At 64.9% G+C, this 19,937-nt stretch carries 19 protein-coding genes and 1 pseudogene; 8 read left to right on the top strand and 12 right to left on the bottom strand.

The annotated features are described in order from the left end of the window. Nucleotides 1-23 precede the first annotated feature (23 nt). A complete protein-coding gene (locus K289_RS0135090) occupies nt 24-2,345 on the top strand; it encodes a xanthine dehydrogenase family protein molybdopterin-binding subunit (RefSeq protein ID WP_027555720.1) in 2,322 nt (773 codons plus the stop codon). An 80-nt stretch (nt 2,346-2,425) separates the two neighbouring features. Here K289_RS0135090 and K289_RS0135085 read toward each other — a convergent pair whose 3' ends face one another. The 4 genes from K289_RS0135085 to K289_RS0135070 all read right to left on the bottom strand — a co-directional run bounded on the left by K289_RS0135085 (nt 2,426) and on the right by K289_RS0135070 (nt 5,989). Continuing rightward, complete coding sequence (locus K289_RS0135085; protein WP_027555719.1) at nt 2,426-3,622, bottom strand: acyl-CoA dehydrogenase family protein; 1,197 nt, start codon at nt 3,620-3,622, stop codon at nt 2,426-2,428. A 12-nt stretch (nt 3,623-3,634) separates the two neighbouring features. Beyond that, nucleotides 3,635-3,859 carry a hypothetical protein gene (locus K289_RS0135080; protein ID WP_035686967.1) on the bottom strand — a complete coding sequence of 75 codons (225 nt, stop codon included), beginning with the start codon at nt 3,857-3,859 and terminating at the stop codon, nt 3,635-3,637. Nucleotides 3,860-3,968: 109 nt separating this feature from the next. Further along, nucleotides 3,969-5,129 carry an acyl-CoA dehydrogenase family protein gene (locus K289_RS0135075; RefSeq protein WP_027555717.1) on the bottom strand — a complete coding sequence of 387 codons (1,161 nt, stop codon included), beginning with the start codon at nt 5,127-5,129 and terminating at the stop codon, nt 3,969-3,971. Between the two features lie 5 nt (nt 5,130-5,134). Then, nucleotides 5,135-5,989, bottom strand: coding sequence for an enoyl-CoA hydratase (locus K289_RS0135070; protein ID WP_027555716.1), 855 nt, complete (start codon nt 5,987-5,989; stop codon nt 5,135-5,137). Nucleotides 5,990-6,157: 168 nt separating this feature from the next. Between K289_RS0135070 and K289_RS0135065 the strand changes: the two genes are divergently transcribed. From K289_RS0135065 to K289_RS0135055, 3 genes are all read left to right on the top strand, one after another. After that, on the top strand, nt 6,158-6,766 hold the full coding sequence (locus tag K289_RS0135065; protein WP_027555715.1) for a LemA family protein: 609 nt from the start codon (nt 6,158-6,160) through the stop codon (nt 6,764-6,766). 138 nt (nt 6,767-6,904) lie between these two features. Beyond that, nucleotides 6,905-7,828, top strand: a complete 924-nt coding sequence (locus K289_RS0135060) for a YgcG family protein (RefSeq protein WP_035686964.1) — start codon at nt 6,905-6,907, stop codon at nt 7,826-7,828. Nucleotides 7,829-7,830: 2 nt separating this feature from the next. Next, nucleotides 7,831-8,328, top strand: a complete 498-nt coding sequence (locus K289_RS0135055) for a TPM domain-containing protein (RefSeq protein ID WP_027555713.1) — start codon at nt 7,831-7,833, stop codon at nt 8,326-8,328. Between the two features lie 114 nt (nt 8,329-8,442). Here K289_RS0135055 and K289_RS0135050 read toward each other — a convergent pair whose 3' ends face one another. Beyond that, nucleotides 8,443-9,255: an MBL fold metallo-hydrolase gene (locus tag K289_RS0135050; protein ID WP_027555712.1), complete on the bottom strand. Its 813-nt coding sequence runs from the start codon at nt 9,253-9,255 to the stop codon at nt 8,443-8,445. Then, nucleotides 9,252-9,623: a Crp/Fnr family transcriptional regulator gene (locus K289_RS0135045; protein ID WP_027555711.1), complete on the bottom strand. Its 372-nt coding sequence runs from the start codon at nt 9,621-9,623 to the stop codon at nt 9,252-9,254. Before K289_RS0135045 ends, K289_RS0135050 begins: the two co-directional genes overlap by 4 nt. A 290-nt stretch (nt 9,624-9,913) precedes the next feature. Between K289_RS0135045 and K289_RS0135035 the strand changes: the two genes are divergently transcribed. The 3 genes from K289_RS0135035 (at nt 9,914) to K289_RS51875 (ending at nt 12,741) form a co-directional block, all read left to right on the top strand. Further along, nucleotides 9,914-10,903: a hypothetical protein gene (locus tag K289_RS0135035; protein ID WP_027555710.1), complete on the top strand. Its 990-nt coding sequence runs from the start codon at nt 9,914-9,916 to the stop codon at nt 10,901-10,903. A gap of 93 nt (nt 10,904-10,996) precedes the next feature. Beyond that, nucleotides 10,997-12,547, top strand: a complete 1,551-nt coding sequence (locus K289_RS0135030) for a hypothetical protein (RefSeq protein WP_027555709.1) — start codon at nt 10,997-10,999, stop codon at nt 12,545-12,547. A gap of 26 nt (nt 12,548-12,573) precedes the next feature. Beyond that, a complete protein-coding gene (locus tag K289_RS51875; protein ID WP_198024827.1) occupies nt 12,574-12,741 on the top strand; it encodes a hypothetical protein in 168 nt (55 codons plus the stop codon). A gap of 195 nt (nt 12,742-12,936) precedes the next feature. Here K289_RS51875 and K289_RS0135020 read toward each other — a convergent pair whose 3' ends face one another. From K289_RS0135020 to putA, 3 genes are all read right to left on the bottom strand, one after another. Then, complete coding sequence (locus tag K289_RS0135020; protein WP_027555708.1) at nt 12,937-13,584, bottom strand: glutathione S-transferase family protein; 648 nt, start codon at nt 13,582-13,584, stop codon at nt 12,937-12,939. A 225-nt stretch (nt 13,585-13,809) separates the two neighbouring features. After that, nucleotides 13,810-15,015, bottom strand: coding sequence for a CaiB/BaiF CoA-transferase family protein (locus K289_RS0135015; protein WP_027555707.1), 1,206 nt, complete (start codon nt 15,013-15,015; stop codon nt 13,810-13,812). Nucleotides 15,016-15,126: 111 nt separating this feature from the next. Further along, nucleotides 15,127-18,126, bottom strand: a complete 3,000-nt coding sequence (gene putA / locus K289_RS0135010; protein ID WP_027555706.1) for a bifunctional proline dehydrogenase/L-glutamate gamma-semialdehyde dehydrogenase PutA — start codon at nt 18,124-18,126, stop codon at nt 15,127-15,129. A 113-nt stretch (nt 18,127-18,239) separates the two neighbouring features. Here putA and K289_RS0135005 point away from each other — a divergent pair, with 113 nt between their 5' ends. Then, complete coding sequence (locus tag K289_RS0135005) at nt 18,240-18,701, top strand: Lrp/AsnC ligand binding domain-containing protein (RefSeq protein ID WP_027555705.1); 462 nt, start codon at nt 18,240-18,242, stop codon at nt 18,699-18,701. 171 nt (nt 18,702-18,872) lie between these two features. Here K289_RS0135005 and K289_RS0135000 read toward each other — a convergent pair whose 3' ends face one another. The 3 genes and pseudogenes from K289_RS0135000 to K289_RS46220 all read right to left on the bottom strand — a co-directional run. Beyond that, a complete protein-coding gene (locus tag K289_RS0135000) occupies nt 18,873-19,073 on the bottom strand; it encodes a cold-shock protein (RefSeq protein WP_027527932.1) in 201 nt (66 codons plus the stop codon). A gap of 208 nt (nt 19,074-19,281) precedes the next feature. After that, nucleotides 19,282-19,605 (bottom strand): cytochrome c, encoded by a 324-nt coding sequence (locus K289_RS0134995; protein WP_027555704.1) that lies wholly within the window; start codon nt 19,603-19,605, stop codon nt 19,282-19,284. A gap of 12 nt (nt 19,606-19,617) precedes the next feature. Beyond that, nucleotides 19,618-19,937 (bottom strand): annotated as a pseudogene (locus K289_RS46220) (oxidase); the annotation flags it as partial.

The following is a 19,937-nucleotide window of genomic DNA, read 5'->3' as shown; positions in this document are numbered from 1 at the left end:
ATAAGATCCAAGGGACCTTTGGAATGAACATTCTTCCCGGCAGTTTGCGTTTCGGAGCGGGGCAGCCCGTCAAGCGTTTGGAAGACCAGCGGCTGCTCACCGGGAAGGGGCAGTTCATCGACGACAAGCCGGAGGACGGCGCGCTGTGGCTGCATGTACTGCGCTCACCGCATGCCCACGCGAAGATTGTCTCGATCGACACCAGCGCGGCCGCCGCGATGCCCGGCGTCACGGCCATCTATACCGGCGCCGACCTCGTCAAGGACGACATCGGCAGCATCCCGACCCTCAACATATTCAAGCGCCCCGACGGCAAGCCGATGACGGTGCCGCCGCGCCGCCTGCTCGCCCATGAGGTCGTGCGCTACACCGGTGAGGCGGTGGCGGCGGTGGTGGCCTCCTCGCGCGTCGCGGCGCAGAGCGCGGCGGAGGCGGTCGTCGTCGAGTACGACGTACGGCCCGCGGTGGTCGACCCTGTCGAGGCCGTGAAGCCCGGCGCGCCTGTGGTGTGGCCCGAGGCGCCCGACAACATCGTCGGCGCCATGAGCTATGGCGATGCCGCCAAGGTCGATGAAGCCTTCGCCAAGGCCGCACATACGGTCGAGCTCGACATCGTCAGCCAGCGCCTTGTGCCCTCCGCCATGGAGCCGCGTTCGACCATTGCCGAGATCGACAAGAAGTCCGGCCGCCTCCTTCTGCACGTGCAGTCGCAGACGCCGGCCTCGACCCGTGATCTTCTGGCAGAAGCGATCCTCAAGCGTCCCAAGGACAGTGTCCGCGTGCTGGTCGGCGACATCGGCGGCGGTTTTGGCCAGAAGACCAGCCTTTATCCGGAGGACGGCATCGTCGCCTACGCCGCGACCAAGCTGAACAAGAAGATCCGCTGGCGCGGCGACCGCACCGACGAGTTCGTCAGCGGCACCCACGGCCGCGATCTCACCTCGACCGCCTCCTTCGCGCTGGACGAGAAGGGGCGCGTGCTCGCCTATCGCGTCAGGTCGATCGGCTGCACCGGCGCCTATTCCTCGGGCACGGGCAATATCATTCCGCTGGTGCTCGGGCCTTTCGTGCAGACCGGCGTCTATGACCTGCCGCTGGTGCATTTCGAGGTGAAGACGGTGATGACCCACACCGCACCGGTCGGCGCCTATCGCGGCGCGGGCCGTCCCGAGGCCGTGTTCATCGTCGAGCGTCTGTTCGACGCCGCCGCGCGAAAGATCGGCATGGATCCGCGCGCGATCCGCAAAGCGAACTACATCAAGCCGGCGCAGCTGCCCTACACGAACGCGGCCGGCCAGGTCTACGATTCCGGCGCTTTCGCACACATGCTCGACCGCGCCACCAAGCTCGCCGACTGGGACGGCTTTGCCGCACGCAAAAAGGCGGCGAAGAAGAAGGGCCTGCTCTACGGTCGCGGGCTCACCTCCTACATCGAATGGACCGGCGGCCGCGCGCACACCGAAAAGGTCAGCCTGCATGCGACCTCGCAGGGCCGCGTCATCCTGCACTCCGGCACCATGGCGATGGGGCAGGGGCTTCAGACCACCTACACCCAGATGATCTCCGACACGCTCGGCATTCCCATGGACAAGATCGACGTCGTCCAGGGCGACACTGATCTGGCGACGGGCTTTGGCAGCGTCGGCTCGCGCTCGCTATTCGTCGGCGGCACCGCGGTCGCGGTCTCCTCCAACGACCTGATCCAGAAGGCGCGCGAGAAGGCGGCGAATGTGCTGGAGACCTCGGTCGAGGACATCGAATATCAGGGCGGCATGCTCACCGTCGTCGGCACCGACCGCCGCATCAGCCTGTTCGAGCTCGCCGAGAAAGAAGGCGGTGCCAAGCTCAGCGTCGATTCCGAAGGCGAGGTCGATGGTCCGAGCTGGCCGAACGGCACGCATATCTGCGAGGTCGAGATCGATCCCGAGACCGGCGTCTCCCGCGTCGTGCGCTACACCACGGTCGACGACGTCGGCGTCGCCGTGAACCCGATGCTGGTCTCGGGCCAGATCCACGGCGGTGTCGCGCAGGGCATCGGCCAGGCGCTGTATGAAGGCGTGTCCTATGATCCGGACGGCCAGCTTCTCACCGCGAGCTACCAGGACTACTGCATCCCGCGTGCCGACGACGTTCCGCCGATCGTGGTGACGCTCGATGATTCCGCGCCCTGCCGCACCAATCCGCTCGGCGCCAAGGGCTGCGGCGAATCCGGCGCGATCGGCGGCCCGCCCTGCGTCACCAACGGCGTGATGGACGCGCTCGCCGAGCTCGGTATCGCCCAGCTCAACACCCCGCTCACGCCGCAGAAGATCTGGCAGGCGATCAGGGACGCGAAGGCGGGTTAGCACTCCGCCGCCACCCCAAAGTCAGCTCGTCGTCCCGGCGAAGGCCGGGACGACATCGGAGTGTGTTGCACCAACTCGGGCTAAATCCCCAGCATCATCTTCGCGATGATGTCGCGCTGGATCTCCGAGGTGCCGCCGAAGATCGTGTAGGCGCGGCCGTTGAGATATTCCGGCACGACGGTCAGCATGTCCTCGGGCGTCGCGGGCGTGTGATTGAGCTTGTAGAGCGGGCGCATCGGCTCGACGGCGAGGGCATCGTGGCCGATGACGTCGGCGCCCAGCCGGGTCACGGCCTGCCGGATTTCGCTGTTGCGCAGCTTCAGGATTGACGACACCGCGCCGGGGTTTTGCCCGGTCTGGAGCGCGGACAGCACGCGCAGCTCCGTCATCTCGAGCGCATCGATGTCGACCTCGACCTCGGAGATGCGCATGGCGATGTCGGGGCTGTCGATCGCACGTCCCGTGAGATCGGACTCCGCGAGCTCCGCGATCGCCTTGAGCCCCTCGCGCAGCTTCGCCGAGGCAATGCCGGAGCCGCGCTCGAACTCGAGCAGATATTTGCCGTAGGTCCAGCCCTTGCCTTCCTCGCCGACGCGGTTGGCGACGGGCACCCGCACGTCGTCGAAGAACACCTGGTTGACCTCGTGGTCGCCGCCGATGGTGAGAATCGGGCGCGTGGTGATGCCTGGCGTCTTCATGTCGATCAGGATGAAGCTGATGCCGTCCTGTTGTCGCGGCCCGTCGCTGGTGCGGACCAGCGCAAACATGCGGTTGGCATGGTGCGCATGCGTGGTCCAGATCTTCGTGCCGTTGATGATGTAGTCGTCGCCGTCGCGTACCGCGCGCGTTTTCAGTGACGAGAGATCGGAGCCGGAGCCCGGCTCGGAATAGCCCTGGCACCAATAGTCCTCGCCGGAGAGGATGCGCGGAAGATAGAAGTTCTTCTGCGCGTCGCTGCCGAAGCCGATGATGACGGGCCCGACCATCTTCACGCCCATCACGTTGACGTTGGGCACGCCGGCGCGCGCGCATTCCGTCTCGAAAATCCAGCGCTGCGCCGGCGTCCAGTCCGGCCCGCCATGCTCCACCGGCCAGCCCGGTGCGCCCCAGCCTTGGCGGTGCAGTGCGCGCTGCCAGGCCATGCCGATATCGGGATCGGAGAAAACCGACGGCGTCAGCGCGGTCGCGCGCTTCATCTCGTCGCTGAGATTTTTCGCAATGAAGCCGCGCACCTCGTCCTGGAAGGCGCGCTCTTCAGCATTGAACGACAGGTCCATGATGCGCGTTCCCTAGTTTATCGGACGCCAGGCCGAAATGAAGAACAGAGCGACGGCCATCGCCACCCAAAGTACGGTTGCGACGATGGCGGGCCTCGTGTCTCTCCGGACCGCTTCTATCTCCGCCAACGATTCCTTCGACAGGAATCTCGCAAAATCCTCACAACGATAGAGCTGCGTCGCCAGACCCGGCGTTTGAAACTGGGTTGAGAACCAGTAGTAGCCGAGGTCTTTCACCCGATCTCCAAGCCGCCTGTACAAACCATAGACCTTCCAATGCCAATATGCAGCGGCCAAGATTGGGATTGGCAAGGAACAGAGAAGTAGGGTTGCAGCAATAGGCATTTCAGTCGTCGACCAGCCCGTCGACTTGTCGTCTGCCGAGCATGGCGTGCCTGCGGTAGTGATGCGCGCTGCCGCCAAACAGCGTGTCGAAGGCGATGAGCCGCTTGAAATAGGCGCCGACCTCGAGCTCCTCGGTGACGCCCATTCCGCCGTGAAGCTGGATCGATTGCTCGCCGACGAAGCGCGCGCATTTGCCGATCTTCGCCTTTGCTCCCGAGGCGGCCCGCGCGCGCTCGACCGGCGCTGCATCGACCTTCAGCGCGGCGCGCAGAGCCATCGAACGTGCCTCGTCGACCTGCATCGCCATGTCGGCAAGGCGGTGGCGGATCACCTGGTTGGCGGACAGCGGCCGGCCGAACTGCTTGCGGATCTTGGTGTACTCCAGCGTCGTTTCCAGCAGCGTCTGCATGATGCCGACGGCCTCCGCGTCGAGTGCGGCCATGGCGCGGTCAACCGCCCATTCGATCGCGGGCAGCGCGCCGTCGCCGTCGCCGAGCAGGGCATCCTCCGGCAGATGCAGATCGGACAGCTCGATGTTGCAGGCGCGCCCGCCGCCGAGGCGCGGATAGTCTGCGATCGCGAGGCTCGGCGTCCGCGCCGGCACCACAAACAGGCCGATCCGTCCCGATGGACCGCGATGATCATGGATATGCGCGGACACGATGATCTCGTCGGCGGCATGGCCGTCGAGCACCGCGATCTTGCTGCCGGCAAGGCGCCAGCCCTGCGCCGTCTTGTTCGCGATAGTCGTGACCCTGGCGAGATCGAACCGCGCCGCGCGTTCGGAATGCGCAAGGGCGAGCTTCAACGATCCGTCCGCGATCTTCGGCAGCCGCGCCCGCTTCTGCGCGGTGCTGCCGCATCTGTCGATCAGTGCAGCGCCCAGCACGACGGTCGCGACATAAGGCTCGGACACCAGCCCGCGGCCAAAGGCCTCCATCAAGATGCCGATCTCGACCGCGCCGCCGCCGAGCCCGCCAAACTCTTCCGCGATCGGCAGCGCCAGCCAGCCGAGCTCGCCAAACTGCTTCCAGACCACCGGGCTGAAGCCGAGCGGATCGTTCGCCATCTTGCGGCGATGGTCGGCATCATAGCTTTCGGTCACGAAGCGCTCTGCGCTCTCGCGCAGCAGCTTTTGTTCATCACTGAGATTGAGATCCATCGTCTCTACTCCGCGGCCGCCGGTGGCTTGCGCACCGAGGGATGCAGGCCGGATGGATCGACCACCATGCCGAACTCTTGCAGATTGTGGGCATGGCAGAGCTGATGCAGCGCGAAGGCCTGGTCGATCGCGGCCGGCTGACCCATCACATCGACCGAGCGGTTGACGGCCTCCTTGGTCAGCTTCAGCGCGAATGACGGTTTTGTGGCGATGCAGCGCGCCAAGGCCAGCACGGCGGTCGACAATTCCGCGCGCGGCACGACCCGGTTGACCATGCCGAGCTGATGCGCCTCCTGCGCGCTCCAGCTGTCGGCCGTGAACAAGAATTCCTTGGCCTTGCGTGGACCGAGCTCCCAGGGATGCACGAACCATTCGACACCACAGACGCCCATGGTGACGACAGGGTCGCAGAACTGGGCATCGTCGCTGGCGACGATGAGGTCGCAGGCCCAGGCCAGCATCAGGCCGCCGGCGATGCATTTGCCGTGCACCTCGGCGATGGTCGGCTTGGCAAGGTTGCGCCAGCGCCGGGTGATCTGGAGATAGATTTCCTGCTCGCGCGCGAAGCGGCCATGGGCGCCAGCTTCAGCGAAGCCGCCCCAATTTCCGATCGGCGGAAAATCGACGCCTGCGGCATTCCTGCCACCCGGGCGCAGGTCATGACCGGAGGAGAAGTGCGGACCATTGCCGGCGAGGATGATCACCTTGACCGCATCGTCCTGCACCGCCGCATCGAAGGCGGCGTTGAGGTCGTAGGTCATTTGCAGGTTCTGCGCGTTACGCGCCTCGGGCCGGTTCATCACGATCCGGGTAATCGCCGGCTCCGGCCGCTCCACGAGGATGGTCTCGAACGAGGACATGGCGTTCCCCTGGCGTTTTTCGTCTTGTTGCTCCGAGTTGACTATGTCGCCCGGTGATAGGCAAGAGGCTTGCGTCAGTCGGCTGCTTTTCGCGCCATGGGTGCAAGACGTCTGGCGTCCCGCGTGCTCAATCTGATAGTTTGCCTGGATTCCACCGGGAGAAATTTGATGCGCAAGATCCTGACAGTGCTGGCGGCGCTGGCCTCGCTGAGCCTGACCAATTGCGGCTACAACGCGATCCAGAGCCAGGATGAGCAGATCAAGGCCAACTGGTCGGAGGTCGTGAATCAGTACCAGCGCCGCGCCGATCTCGTACCCAATCTCGTCAACTCGGTGAAGGGCTTTGCCCAGCAGGAGAAGGACGTGCTGCTCGGGGTCACCAATGCGCGCGCCAAGGTCGGCAGCATCCAGGCGACGCCCGAGGTGCTCAACGATCCTGCAGCCTTCCAGAAATTCCAGGCTGCTCAGGGTGAGCTCTCCAGCGCGCTGTCTCGCCTGCTGGTCGTCACCGAGAATTACCCGCAGCTCAAATCGGACGCCCTGTTCAAGGACTTGATGTCGCAGCTCGAAGGTACCGAGAACCGCATCACGGTGGCGCGCAACCGTTACATCAAGGCGGTGCAGGACTACAACGTCACCATCCGCTCGTTCCCGACCAACTTCACGGCGATGGCGTTCGGCTACAAGGAGAAGCCGAACTTCTCGGTCGACAACGAGAAGGAGATCTCGACTGCGCCGAAGGTGGATTTCAATCCGGCACCGGCGCCGTCGAAGTAAACGCGTTCGATTTTGCGGATGCGCGTTATCCCACCCACCGGCGTCATTCCCCGCGAAAGCGGGGAATGCAGTACGCCGCGGCTTCTCCGTATCCTGCCGGCGTCTCTGGAATACTTCATCGCCCGGTCGAGCCGGGCGATGACAGCGAGATTGTTGCGCGCTTGTTCCGTCTTCTTGTCGCGGGACATCCTTCTGCTTGCGCTGTTCCTCACCTTTACCTTTGCCGCCGCAGCCGACGTCGCCGTGCCGCAACTCACGGGGCGCGTCGTCGACCAGACCGGTACGCTGTCGAGCGGCGCCATCGCTTCGCTCGACCAGAAGCTCAGGGATTTCGAGGCGAAGAAGGGTAGCCAGATTGCTGTCCTGATCGTGCCCACGACACAGCCGGAGACGATCGAGCAGTATTCGATCCGCGTTGCGGACGCCTGGAAGATCGGACGGAAGAAGGTCGACGACGGCGCGATCCTGCTGATCGCCAAGAACGACCGCCATTTGCGCATCGAGGTCGGCTACGGCCTCGAAGGCGCGCTGACCGACGTCAACTCGCGGCGGATCATCGACGAGGTCATCACGCCGAAGTTCAGGACAGGCGACTTCGCCGGCGGCATCTCTGACGGCGTCGATCGCATGATTCGCGTTATCGACGGTGAGCCGTTGCCGGCGCCCGCGCGCAGCACGAACTTCAGCAGCGATCTGAACGATTTCGGACCTGTCATTCCCTTCGCTTTGTTCGCTTCGTTGTTCGTCGGAGGAATCCTGCGCACGATGCTCGGGCGATTGCTCGGCTCGGTCGCGACCGGTGGCGTGCTCGCGGCGCTCGCCTGGTTCATGGTCGGCTCCGCCGGCATCGCGCTGGCCGTCGGCGTCATCGCCTTCATCCTCGCTTTCATCGCCGATCTCTTTCCGATGGCGACGGGGCCAGGCACGGGCTCGTCGCGCGGCGGCTCCTGGTCGAGCGGTTCGGGCGGCGGCTGGAGCAGCGGCTCCTCGTCGAGCGACAGCGGCAGCTTCAGCGGCGGGGGCGGCAGCTTTGGCGGCGGCGGCGCCTCGGGGAGCTGGTAGTCATGAGCATAGGGCGTATCACCCGGCATCTCTTCCAGCACCATTGGCGCGCCAAGCAGGTGTTCACACCAGCCGTGCTCGACCGCATCGAGCAGGCGATCAAACGCTGTGAAGCCACCCATGCCGGCCAGGTCCGCTTCGTCGTCGAGGGCGCGCTCGACGGCGCGGCGCTGTTCCGCGACCAACCGGCACGCGCGCGCGCGCTCGACGTGTTCTCGCATTTGCGGATCTGGGACACCGCGCACAACAACGGCGTCCTGATCTATCTCCTGCTCGCCGATCGCGACGTCGAGATCATCGCCGACCGCGGTATCGATGCGGAGGTTGGGGCTGAGGGCTGGGAAAAGATCTGCCGTGCGATGGAGGCCGAGTTCAGGTCCGGCCAGTTCGAGCGCGGCGCCATCGGCGGCATCGAGGCGGTGTCGCGGGAGCTGGCGAAGCATTTTCCGCCGAGGGGGCCGCATCCGAACGAGCTGCCGGACAGGCCGGTGGTGATGTGAATTCAGCCAAGTGGGGGGCAAGGCGAACCCCGATGTCGTCTGGCGAAAGCCAGGACGACATCGTGGAGGCGTCGAGCATCCCCTCGTGCACGGACGCTCGACGCGAAGTGCCGGCTAATCATCCAGCTTGTTCAAATCCCGCACCGACTGCATGATCGGCTCGAAATTCGAACGCGCATCGAGTGCATCGAACAGTTGCGCGGTGTCCTCCAGCAGGCCGTGCGAGCGTGCGATCGCAATGCGCACATCTTCCTGCGGCGTATCTGACAGCCTGCCGTGGCCCGAAAGCAGGATCTTCGAATCCAGCCCCTTCAGCCGTTCGAGCGACTGGATGTAGTCGGCGATGCTGCCGGAGCCGAACACGCCGCCCATCACGCCGCCGGGCATCAAGGTGTCGGCGGCGAACAACAGGCCCTTGTCCTGGTCGAACAGCGTGATGCAGGCCGAGGTGTGGCCCGGCGTGTGCATCACGTTGAGGCGGAAATTGCCGAGGTCGATCAGATTGCCTTCCTCGAGCCAGATGTCGATGTTGATCGGCACGTTCGGCTCGTTGAACATCTTGCGCAGCATCGAGAAGTCGTCGCGCAGCATGATCTTGTTGGCGGCGAGGCGATGGGCGGCGATGAAGGTACGGCGCTCGTTGAAATGCCAGGCGGCGCCGATGTGGTCGAGATGCTCGTGGCTCAGCACCACCATGTCGATCTTCTCGGGCGGACACTCGGCGAAGTTCAGGCATTCCACCATCGCCGGAAAGTTGGTGGAGAGCCCGACGTCGATCAGGATGGTGCGCGCCGAGCCGCGCACCAGATAGGCGTTGGCGGCGCGATTGGAAAAGCGGATCTGATAGACGTCCTCCGCCGCCTGGATCAGCGAGCAGGTGTCGTTCTTCATCAGGATCGGGAAGGCCGTCGGCTTGCGGTCGCTCATGGCTGCGCTGCTCTGTAGGTGACGGCGTTGGAGGCGCGCAGGCGCTTGGAGAGCGCGTCCATCACCATCAGCGCGAAGGCCGGCTGCTGGCTGACGAGATAGACGAAACGGGCGTGGTTGATCTTCATCACCCGCGTATTCGGCGCCGCCGCGATCGCGGTTGCCGAGCGCGCCGAGCCGTCGATCACGGCCATCTCGCCGAAGAACTCGCCCTTGCCGAGGGTGATGATGGTGGTCTTGGTAATGCCGGCGACCTTGGCAATCTCGACCTCGCCGTCGAGCACGACGAACAGCTCGCGGCCGGTCGAGCCTTCCTCGAAGATGACGTCACCGACACCAAACTCGTTGATGCACTTCTCGATCGTCATTGTGCCTCCCCTTGGCACCCCTGGCCTTCTGGCTGACGGGACGTGCCATGTTAGCCGCGGACAAAGGTCCGGCAAACAAGCCGTTCGACGGAGACGGCGCATGCCGCAAGGCAGCATCGGCTGACAATTTGTTTCCCGGCCGCCACGCCGGTTCCACTTTCCCGGCCAAATTCGGCCTCGGATGAGTTCCTAAAATTTCGGTAAGCGGGTCCGAAGGTAAGGATTTCGCAAGCAATGAAAGTTACCAAAAGGTCAATCTTGACTGGAGTATTTGAGCCGTGAGCGAAGCAATGCCCGAAGGCCAGGAGACTGGCGCCCTTGATGCCGCTGCCGCGCCGCAGGCCGTCGAGGCTGGCGCCGGCATCGAGGCCCCCTCGATCGCCCCCGACCATGAGGCGCCCCCTCAGCCGGACGAGGCGAAGGTCGAGGCGCCGCGGATCGTGGTGCCGAAGCTCAGCGCAAGCCAGGAGGCCGAACCCAAGATCGAGGCCAAGGCTGAAGCCAAGCCCGAGACGAAGCCCGGCAAGCTCATTGTCATGGCACCCTCGGACCGCTCCTGGGAGCGTGAGGGTTTCGCCCCGCATGTGAAGGCTGAGGAGCCGCGCGAGGCCGGCGGCAAGCGGCGCATGTCGGCGATGGCCGCGGTGATCGCGCTCGCCGCCTGCGTCGGTGCGGTCAGCGGCGCGCTGGCGACCGCCGGTGTGATGCATTTCGCCGCCAGCCCGGCCCCGGCGCCGGCCCAGGTGGCCGACACCAGCGCGCTGGAGAGCTCGGTCGCCCGGATCGATGCCGACGTCGTCGCGCTCAAGGCCAGTGTCGAGCACACCTCGAAGACCGGCCTCAGCCAGTTCAACCGGACCAACGACCGTCTCGACAAGATCGAGAAGGCGCAGGCCGAGCCGATGGCCAAGCTGGCAAAGCTGTCCGAGACCGTCGATAAGCTCCGCGCCACGCCGCCCGCCGCGCCCGCGCAGGCCGCAGCCGCGGCACCCGCGAAGGAGACCACCGGCTCGATCGCTCCGACCCAGGTTGCCACCGCCGCAGCTGGGCCGGCCCCAGTGCCCGCCGCGCCCAAGACCGAGGTCGGCCGGCTGCCGACGATCGAAGGTTGGGTGCTGCGCGACGTCGCCAATGGCGGCGCGCTGATCGAAGGCCGGGGAGGCCTCTACGAGGTCTATGCCGGCGATCCCTTGCCCGGCCTTGGCCGCGTCGACGCGATCCGCCGCCAGGATGGCCGTTGGGTGGTCGTCACCAGCAAGGGCCTGATCGTCGCGCGCTGAGCCGCCGATATCCGACTTTCAAAGAGGCGCTTCACCACCATGTGAAGCGCCTTTTTGCTTGAATAGGCGGACCAGCGCGGTGTTAGTGGAGACATGAGCCGCGCGTTGCGAATTCTCGTTGCTGCCGTCGTGCTGTTCGGCGGCCTCATTTCGCTATCGGCGGCGGAGAATGCGCCGCTCGAACGCGGCACCGCGATCACCGATCCCGATTTACTGCGCAAGCTCGATCAGAGCGATACGCTCACGATCTCGCGCCTGTTGTGGCCGGAGCGGAACGCGGATTTTCCGTTGACGACGGACCTCCTGTTCTCATCGCTGCCGCAGCTCAAGGAGATTCCGTCGGCGATCGACGCGGAGTTCGACCGCTATGTCGCGCAATACAGGGCGGCGTCGCCGACCGAGAGCATTGGCGTCGGCGAAGGCTTTGACGTCCATCTGTTCAACCGCGCCTTCCTGAAATCCCGCGACACCCGCTTCGTGCTCGCCGGTATCGTCAACCGCATGGACCGCGCCTACGTTTCGGAAGACTCCTGCGGCGAGATCCGCCTGATCTACCGGCTGACGCGCTTCGACGGCAATCCCGACGGCGGCAAGACCGCGACGCGCCTGCCGATGACGCTCAACCTGGTGATGAAGGCGAGGGACGCGCGCCAGACCGATTCAAACGGCAAGCCGATCACTTGCGCCGAGGTCGCGCGGCGCTGGCTCGACAATGGCGATTGGCAGGGGCTGATCGGCAGCGTTTCTTTTCCCTACGATGCGATGATCGACCGGATCGAGACCAACATCCAGATCTCGATCGCGCCGAAGTCGGCGCTGCACGATTTCCGCTCGGACTATCTTCTCAAGGTCTTCAGGTACAACCACGACACAAAACTGTTCGTGGAATCGACGCTGGAGAACCAGATCGACCGCGACAGGATCCTCGCCGACGATGCGCTCCGACGCGGCTTCAAGGCGTGGCTGCTCGACCCCGAAAATCTTCGCGAGTTCGATCGCGGCACGGTGCTGATCCCCGAAAAGTTCCTGGCCAAGGCCGCGGTGGCGCCGACGCCCGCCGGCGTCGATGCCTCGGCGTTGCAGCCGGAGTTCGGCATGATGCAGGGAGAGGGGAAAGGCGAGGGCAAGGCCGAACCGGTCTTCACCGACAATGACGTGGTCGGCGCGCTGCAACAGGCGGCCGCGCGCGGCATCACCATGGAGAACATCCGCTCCGTCGCTGGCTTCCAGCGCCGCCTCAACGACGTCACCTGCGCCGGCTGCCATCAGACCCGCGGCATCGGCGGTTTCCATTTTCCGGGCGTGGATTGGCTCGCGGACAAGCCGTCCAATTCCACCATCGTGCCGGCCTCGCCGCACTTCTTCGGCGACCAGATCCGCCGCCGCGATATCCTGACCGCGTTCGCCGAAGGCAAGCGTCCTGATTTGTCACGCGGATTTGCCAGCCGGCCGCAGACCCGCGGCAGCCGGGAGCTGGCGGGCACCGAATATCAGGACGGCTGGGGCGCGCACTGTTCCCTGCAAAATGCGGGATCGGGAACGGCTGACAAGAGTTTTACGTCATGGACCTGTGCTACAGGTCTCACCTGTCAGGCTGCTTCGGCATCGAGCCGCATCGGCATGTGTTTCATCAAGACGCGTTAAGCCGGCAACAGCGATTTGGATGACCCATGACGGATACCAGCGAGGCCAACAAGGAGCGCAATCGCGAGATTGCGCGCAATGAGGAAGCCAAACAGGTCACTGGCAGCATCCGCGTCAGCACCTGGGCGGTCGCGGTCGTCGTCATCGTCGGCGGGATCTTGTTTACGCTCGGCTGGCTGGCGCTGCGGTCGTAGCAGCTTCTTCAGTTGAATCTCAGAACGAGCCGCAGGTTCACCTCGCCCCGCTTGCGGGGAGAGGTCGGATTGCATCGAAGATGCAATCCGGGTGAGGGGGAGCTTCCGCGAGTCTAACTGTCACCATTTTCGTGGAGACGGCCCCTCACCCCAACCCTCTCCTCGTAAGAACGGGGAGAGGGAAAAGGAAGGCCTTCACTTTGCGTAATGCGTCAGACGCTTACCGGGCAGCAAGTCGTAGGCCGACTTCCAGCCCGGCAACGCGGCGAGGCGGCCGAGCCAGGTGTGAATGGCCGGATGGCTCGCGGCGAAATCATAGCCGTGCTCGTCGCTCGGATAGTGCAGATAGGCCATCATCGAGATATCGGCGACCGTCGGCTTGGCGCCGATCGCGAATGCGTTGTGCTGAAGGTGTCTCTCCAAAACGCCGAGGAAATCGTCCAGCCGACGCTGAAAATGCTTCAGCACTTGCGGATCGCCGTTCGGGATGAAGGTCCGCATGAAGCGGTACGTCGCCATGTAGCCGGTGAGCTTGTGGTTGTCCCAGAACAGCCAACGGAGCAGCTCGAACTTCTCCTCCGCGGTTTCACCGGCGAAGCGGCCATATTGTTCGGCGAGCTTGAGCAGGATCGGCGCGGTCTGCGTCATCTTCACACCGTCGACCTCGAGCACGGGAATCTCGCCCATCTCGTTCACGTTTTTGCGCCACTCCGGCGTGCGTGTGACGCCGCCGCCAAAGTCGGTCCACATCGGTTCGAACGTCTCCCCGCACAGCGTCAGCATCAGCGCCAGCTTGTAGCTGTTGCCGGATTCGGGGAAGTAGTGCAGGCGGTAGCTGGGCATGGGACCCTCACGAGGCGATGGGCGATGTTGTCGGTGAGGCTACATCGTCCCGTATCGTCATTGCGAGCGCAGCGAAGCAATCCAGAAATGCATCCGCGGAGGGATTCTGGATTGCTTCGCTGCGCTCGCAATGACGGGAGCTTGTTGGGGCAGGCTGCCTCCCCCTCGTCGTCCCGGGCTCGCGCTACGCGCGCCCCGGGACGACGACGGCAGACCTGCCGCCCCTTATCCCACCGCCCCCGACGACCGCAGCTGCTTGATCGCCGCTTCGTCGTATCCGGCCCCGCGCAAAATCTCGTCACTGTGCTCGCCGATGGCGGGCGGCTTGCGCGGCTGCACCTTCTTGGCGCCATCGATCCATATCGGGCTGTTGATGGTGAGCATGGTGTCGTTCTCGAACGGCACCAGCACCTCGTTGTCGAGCATCTGCTTGTCGTTCGGGATGTCGTCGAGAATGCCGACGACGCCGAACACAAGCCCGTTGCCGTCGAGGATCTTGCGCCATTCGGCGAGATCCCTGGTGGCAAACACCTCGTCAAAAATCTTGATCAACTCGACCGAGCGGGCGTGGCGATCGGGTTTGGTGATGAAGCGCGGGTCGTCGATGAGATCTTCGCGCCCCATGCAGCGCGCCAGCGTCGGCCATTGCCGGTCCTCGTTCAGCAGCGACAGGATGATCCAGCGGCCGTCCTTGCACTGATAGTGGTTGGTCACCGCGTTGAGCGCGCGCTCACGCGGCCGCCGCTCGCCGAACTTGGCGCCACAGAGTTTTGCCTGCGCCAGCACGCTCGCCGCCCACACGCCGTTCGCCATCAGGTTGGAGGCGACATGCGAGCCCTTGCCGGTCTTCTCGCGCTGATACAGTGCGGTGACGATGGCGCCATAGAACGCCATGGCGCAGGGGTGATCGCCCATGCCGGCGATCGAGCGGGCCGGCGTCGTGTTGGTGTCGGCGCGGACGAGGTCCATCAGGCCGGAGCGCGCCCAATAGGCGTTGCTGTCGAAGCCGGGCTTGTTGGCCTCCTCGCCTTTCTCGCCATAGCCGGTGAAGGAGGCGTAGATCAGCCGGTCGTTGAGATGGGCGAGGTGATCATAGGTGATGCCGAGCTTGGTGCGCACCGGCGGCGGCATGTTGGTGATGAAGACGTCGGCCTCTTCCACGAGCTTGTAGAGCACGGCCTGCGCCTCCGGCTTAGAGAGGTCGAGCGCGATGCTCTTCTTGTTGCGGGCCTCCAGCAGCCAGGCGAAATTGTGCTCGCCGGTCGGGTAGCCCGGCAGGTTCGGCAGATTGCGGTAGGGGTCGCCGGCGCCGGGCGGCTCGATCTTGATGACGTCGGCGCCGAAATCCGACAGCACGGTCGCGGCGGCGGGCGCCGCGATGAAGCTCGCGCAGTCCAGAACCTTCAGGCCCGCAAAAATGCCCTTTTCCATCGTGGCGTTGCTCCCTCGCTCTTGTTGTTTCCCGCGCGCTGGAATTAGCGCGGCGACATCATGGGAGCATTAGACCGATGTTCTGGCGGGATGCAACGCTCCTGCCCGTGCCTACTCCTCGCCCGCAAGCAGGGCAGCGTTGCCGCCGGCCGCCGCCGTGTTGATGGTCACGGTCTGCTCGGTGGCGAAGCGCGCGAGGTAGTGCGGGCCGCCGGCCTTCGGGCCGGTTCCTGACAGTCCGTTGCCGCCGAACGGCTGTACGCCGACCACGGCGCCGATCATGTTGCGGTTGACGTAGATGTTGCCGACCTGAACGCGGTCGATGATCGCCTCGACCGTATCGTCGATACGGGAATGGATGCCGAGCGTCAGCCCGTAGCCGGTGCGATCGATCGCGGCCAGCGCCTGTCCGAGCCTCTCCGCCGGATAGCGGACGACGTGGAGGATTGGGCCGAACACCTCCTGGGTGAGCTGGCCGGCATCCCGGAGCTCGAAGATATGCGGGGCGACGAAGCAGCCCTCCGGCGCGGTCCCAGCAAAGTGCAGCCCTGCCTCTTTCTTCATCCGCGCGATGTGCGCATCCAGCCGCTGCTTGGCCTCCTCATCGATCACCGGCCCGACATGGGTCGCGACATCGCGCGCATCGCCGATCCTCAATTCGCGCGCAGCGCCCGCGATCATCTCGATCATGCGGTCGGCGACGTCCTCCTGCACGAACAGCAGCCGCAGGGCAGAGCAGCGCTGGCCGGCGGAACGGAACGCGGACGTCACGACGTCGTCGGCGACCTGTTCGGGCAGCGCCGTTGCATCCGCAATCATGGCATTGATGCCACCGGTCTCTGCAATCAGCGGCACGATCGGGCCGTCCTTCGCGGCAAGCGTCCGGTTGATCGCGCGCGCGACCTCGGTCGAGCCGGTGAAGACGACGCCGGCGATATCGGGATGCGCGGTCAGCACCGCTCCGGTGCGGCCGTCGCCGGTGACGAGGCGCAGTACATCGGCGGGGATGCCGGCCTCGTGCAGCAGCCGCACTGCCTCGACCGCGATGCACGGCGTCTGCTCGGCGGGTTTTGCCACCACGCAGTTGCTGGCCATCAGCGCCGCCGTGACCTGACCAAGGAAGATCGCGAGCGGAAAGTTCCAGGGCGAGATTGCCACGAATACGCCGCGGCCGCGCAAGCCCAGTGCGTTGCTTTCGCCGGTCGGGCCCGGCATCGCCGTCTCGCTGCCGAACAGTTTTCGGCCTTGCGCCGCATAATAGCGGCAGAAGTCCGCGGCTTCACGCACCTCCGACAGCGCATCGTCCAGTGTCTTGCCGCCCTCGCGCTGCAAGAGCGCGATGAAATGAGCGCGGCGACTCTCCAGGAGATGCGCGGCCTGCTCGAGCGATGCCGCGCGCGAAGCCGCAGGCGTCCGGCTCCAGGCCGCAAAGCCCGCGTGCGCTGCTGAGACCGCGGCGTTGACCTGATCGGGCGTCGCATCAGTGACCGGCTTGAGCTCGAACGTCTCGTCCCTGATGTCGGTGAGCAGCCGTTCCAGAGCGGCGCGCTCGCCGAATTCGATGCCGCGCGAATTGCGCCGCTCCGGTGCAAAGAGATCGCACGGCAGTGGAATTTTGGCATGCGAGGCCTGCTGCGGCCGGGCGATGGCGTCGGCCGGACGCTGCAGCAGCGCCGGGACCGGCACGCGATAATCGGCGGCCTGGGCAACGAAGGAAGAGTTGGCACCGTTTTCCAGCAGCCGCCGCACCAGATAGGCGAGCAGGTCGCGATGGCTGCCGACCGGCGCATAGGTACGGGAGGCGATGTCAGGATGATCCTTGGCAAGCTGCTCGTAGAGCGCTTCGCCCATGCCGTGCAGGCGCTGGAATTCGAAGCCGCCGCTGCCCCCGGCAAGCTCCAGCACGGTCGCGACCGTCAGCGCGTTGTGGGTGGCGAATTGCGGGAAGATGCGCGGCCGCAAGGCGAGAAGCTTTCGCGCGCAGGCGACGAAGTTCAGGTCCGTCATCGCCTTGCGGGTGAACACCGGGTAGCCGTCGAGCCCGCGCTCCTGCGCGCGCTTGATCTCGGTGTCCCAATAGGCGCCCTTGACCAGCCGCACCGTCAGCTTGCGGTCATGTGCGCGCGCAAGCTCGTCGATATAGTCGATCACCGCGTTGGCGCGCTTCTGATAGGCCTGGATCGCGAGCCCGAAGCCGTCCCAGCCGGCCAGCGAGGCATCGGCGAGCGTCGCCGCGATCACGTCGAGCGACAGCTCGAGCCGGTCGGCTTCCTCGGCGTCGACGGTGAAGTTCAGGTCGTAGCTCTTGGCGCGCCGCGCAAGATCAAGCAGCAGCGGCACCAGCTCGCGCATCACGCGCTCGCGGCTGACCGCCTCGAAGCGCGGATGCAGCGCGGAGAGCTTGACAGAGATGCCTGGCCGGTCGGGCAGGGCTTGGTCGCCCGCCGCCTTGCCGATGGTTAGAATCGCGCTCGCATAGGCGTCGAAATAGCGCTTCGCATCGGCGGCCGTGCGCGCAGCCTCGCCGAGCATGTCGAAGGAATAGCGGGGTTGTTGTCCGGAGCGCGGCCCGCCCCGCTCCAGCGCCTGCTCGATGGTCTCGCCGAGCACGAAATGATTGCCCATCAGCCGCATCGCCTGGCGCGTGGCGGCGCGCACCGCCGGCGCCCCGAGCCGCTTCACCAGCCGGCCGATGGTGCCGTCGGGTGTCTCGCCGGGCTGGATCACCCGCGCCGACAGGCCGAGCGCCCAGGCCGAGGCGTTGACCAGGAAGGCTGTGGACTTGGTCTCGTGATGGATGAAGTCGCCTTCACCGAGCTTGTCCTCGATGAACTGGTCGGCGGTGCGGGCGTCTGGCACGCGCAGCAGCGCCTCGGCCAGCACCATCAGCGCCAGCCCTTCCTTGGTCGAGAGCGCGAACTCCCGCAGCATGTCCTCGACCCCGCCGAGGCGATCGTCGCGCTTGCGGATCGCCTCGATCAGCCGCGTGGCGGTGCGGTCGATCCGCGCCTCCTGCGCCGGGCTGAGGTGTCCCGCCGGCAGAAGGCGCGCCGCGATGTCGGCGTCGTCGGGCGCGTAGGGGGCGGTGAAGGGGGAAGGAATGCTCGGCATGGCAATGTCCTGTGATCCGAATAAGGTAATCCGCTCATCGCCGCAGTTCGATAGACAAATGCGTCTGTTTGCCTTAGAAAATAAAGCAAGATTGATATTCAGCCGTAGAGAATATGGGACTCGATCGAATCGACCGTAAAATCCTCTCCATTTTACAGGAGGATGGGCGCATCGCCAATGTCGAGCTCGCCGAGCGCATCGGCCTGTCGCCGACCTCGGTCGGCGAGCGGCTGAAGCGGCTGCAGCGCGAAGGCTTCGTCGAGGGCTATGGCGCAAGGCTCAACCCGCACCGGCTCGGCCTCGGGCTCCTGGTGTTCGTCGAGGTGTTGCTCGACAAGACCACGCCGGAGAACTTCGATCGCTTTGCGCGGGCGGTGAAACTCGCGCCCGAGGTTCTGGAATGTCACATGGTTGCCGGCGGCTTCGATTATCTTGTGAAGGCGCGCTTGGCCGACATGACCGCATACCGGCGCTTCCTCGGCGAGACCTTGCTGTCGATGCCGGGCGTGCGCGAGACGCGCACCTATGCGGTGATGGAGGAGATCAAGCGCGACGCACCGTTGCCGGTGGGCTGAGGAGTGCCGTCGCGATTGTCATTGCCGTGGCGTTGAACAAGCGGTCTTCGCAGACAAAATAGCTATCCGTGCGCAATCGCAACGCCTGTCGTCGAATGCACTGACCGTCTTCTGAAATTTTTTTGGCCTCACTCCCGAAAGACGTCCGGGAGGCAGCAAAGGCTGGCGGGCTTATACTTTGAGGTTTTCTGCGGAGGTCTTGCCCCGGTTTGCGATCTCTTCATATTCCACCGTCTGTCCCTCGTTGAGCGTGGACAAACCGGCCTTCTGCACCGCCGAGATATGCACGAACACATCCTTGCCGCCCGACGCAGGCTGGATAAATCCATAACCCTTCGTCGGGTTGAACCACTTGACCGTACCTTTGGGCATCACGTCTTCTCCGCGGGTCTTCCTCCGAGATCGCGAACCGCCAGTCCCCGCCAACCGGCCGGTTCGGTCCTAATAGGATACGCAAAATGTTGCGGGCTTGATAGCTCAAACCGCACGGGCGTTTCGGCGAAAACCGCTCAACTTCGCGGCGTTTTTACCGGTTTTGCCCGTTTAGCGGTCATTTGGCCCGCACGCATGCCGCGACCAGTCAATAAGTCGCGGCCAGATAGTCGACGATCTTGCCGATATCGGCGTCGTCGATCGGCGCGCCGTAAACCTTGATCATCTTGGTCACCTCGGCCTGCCAGAAGGCCTTCCTGTCCTTCATCGGCGGCTGCGTGTTGATGTAATCGGACGAGTGGCAGGCCGTGCAATTGCCCTGGACGACCTCGAGATTGGGGCCGGGTTTGAAGGCCGCAGTCTCGTCCGGGATCTTGTAGTTGACGGGCGCGGCGGTCACCGAGCCGGGGCCGGTCGCAAACCAGCCAAGGCCGGCGGCGGCTGCGATGGCGAGGAGAACGGTGCGTTGCATGGTTATCCTCCTTCAGGCCACGGTCACGCGGACGGTTTCGACGACGTTGCGCAAATAGCCCGCCGGGTTCCAGCGGGGCGTGTTCGGCTGCGTCTCGCCACCATTGCCGGTCGCGCGGACCTTGAGATCGTAGGCGCCGGCCGCGAGCTTCACCGGCAGCTTCCATTCGCGGAAGGAATATTTGCCGAGATCCTTGCCGAGCTTCGCACTGGTCCAGGTCTTGCCGCCGTCGGTGGAGACCGCGACCTCCTTGATGCCCTTGCCGCCGTCGAAGGCGATGCCGCGCAGGGTCGTAGCTCCCACCTTCAGCTTGGCGCCATCGGGCACGCTGG

Source organism: Bradyrhizobium sp. Cp5.3, from assembly GCF_000426265.1.
Lineage (GTDB): Bacteria > Pseudomonadota > Alphaproteobacteria > Rhizobiales > Xanthobacteraceae > Bradyrhizobium > Bradyrhizobium neotropicale.
The sequence above is the reverse complement of the archived record's forward strand: the minus strand, read 5'-3'. Positions and strand labels throughout refer to the sequence as shown.

Bases quoted from the DNA above. Each gene is read 5' to 3' on its own strand.
- K289_RS0135060 (WP_035686964.1), top strand. From the start codon at position 6,905: ATGACAGCGAGATTGTTGCGCGCTTGTTCCGTCTTCTTGTCGCGGGAC.
- K289_RS0135045 (WP_027555711.1), bottom strand. From the start codon at position 9,623: ATGACGATCGAGAAGTGCATCAACGAGTTTGGTGTCGGTGACGTCATC.
- K289_RS0135020 (WP_027555708.1), bottom strand. From the start codon at position 13,584: ATGCCCAGCTACCGCCTGCACTACTTCCCCGAATCCGGCAACAGCTAC.
- K289_RS0135000 (WP_027527932.1), bottom strand. From the start codon at position 19,073: ATGCCCAAAGGTACGGTCAAGTGGTTCAACCCGACGAAGGGTTATGGA.
- K289_RS0135015 (WP_027555707.1), bottom strand. From the start codon at position 15,015: ATGGAAAAGGGCATTTTTGCGGGCCTGAAGGTTCTGGACTGCGCGAGC.
- K289_RS0135090 (WP_027555720.1), top strand. From the start codon at position 24: ATGAACATTCTTCCCGGCAGTTTGCGTTTCGGAGCGGGGCAGCCCGTC.
- K289_RS0135070 (WP_027555716.1), bottom strand. From the start codon at position 5,989: ATGTCCTCGTTCGAGACCATCCTCGTGGAGCGGCCGGAGCCGGCGATT.
- K289_RS51875 (WP_198024827.1), top strand. From the start codon at position 12,574: ATGACGGATACCAGCGAGGCCAACAAGGAGCGCAATCGCGAGATTGCG.
- K289_RS0135035 (WP_027555710.1), top strand. From the start codon at position 9,914: ATGCCCGAAGGCCAGGAGACTGGCGCCCTTGATGCCGCTGCCGCGCCG.
- K289_RS0135055 (WP_027555713.1), top strand. From the start codon at position 7,831: ATGAGCATAGGGCGTATCACCCGGCATCTCTTCCAGCACCATTGGCGC.
- K289_RS0134995 (WP_027555704.1), bottom strand. From the start codon at position 19,605: ATGCAACGCACCGTTCTCCTCGCCATCGCAGCCGCCGCCGGCCTTGGC.
- K289_RS0135050 (WP_027555712.1), bottom strand. From the start codon at position 9,255: ATGAGCGACCGCAAGCCGACGGCCTTCCCGATCCTGATGAAGAACGAC.
- K289_RS0135075 (WP_027555717.1), bottom strand. From the start codon at position 5,129: ATGGATCTCAATCTCAGTGATGAACAAAAGCTGCTGCGCGAGAGCGCA.
- K289_RS0135030 (WP_027555709.1), top strand. From the start codon at position 10,997: ATGAGCCGCGCGTTGCGAATTCTCGTTGCTGCCGTCGTGCTGTTCGGC.
- K289_RS0135065 (WP_027555715.1), top strand. From the start codon at position 6,158: ATGCGCAAGATCCTGACAGTGCTGGCGGCGCTGGCCTCGCTGAGCCTG.
- K289_RS0135005 (WP_027555705.1), top strand. From the start codon at position 18,240: ATGGGACTCGATCGAATCGACCGTAAAATCCTCTCCATTTTACAGGAG.
- putA (WP_027555706.1), bottom strand. From the start codon at position 18,126: ATGCCGAGCATTCCTTCCCCCTTCACCGCCCCCTACGCGCCCGACGAC.
- K289_RS0135085 (WP_027555719.1), bottom strand. From the start codon at position 3,622: ATGGACCTGTCGTTCAATGCTGAAGAGCGCGCCTTCCAGGACGAGGTG.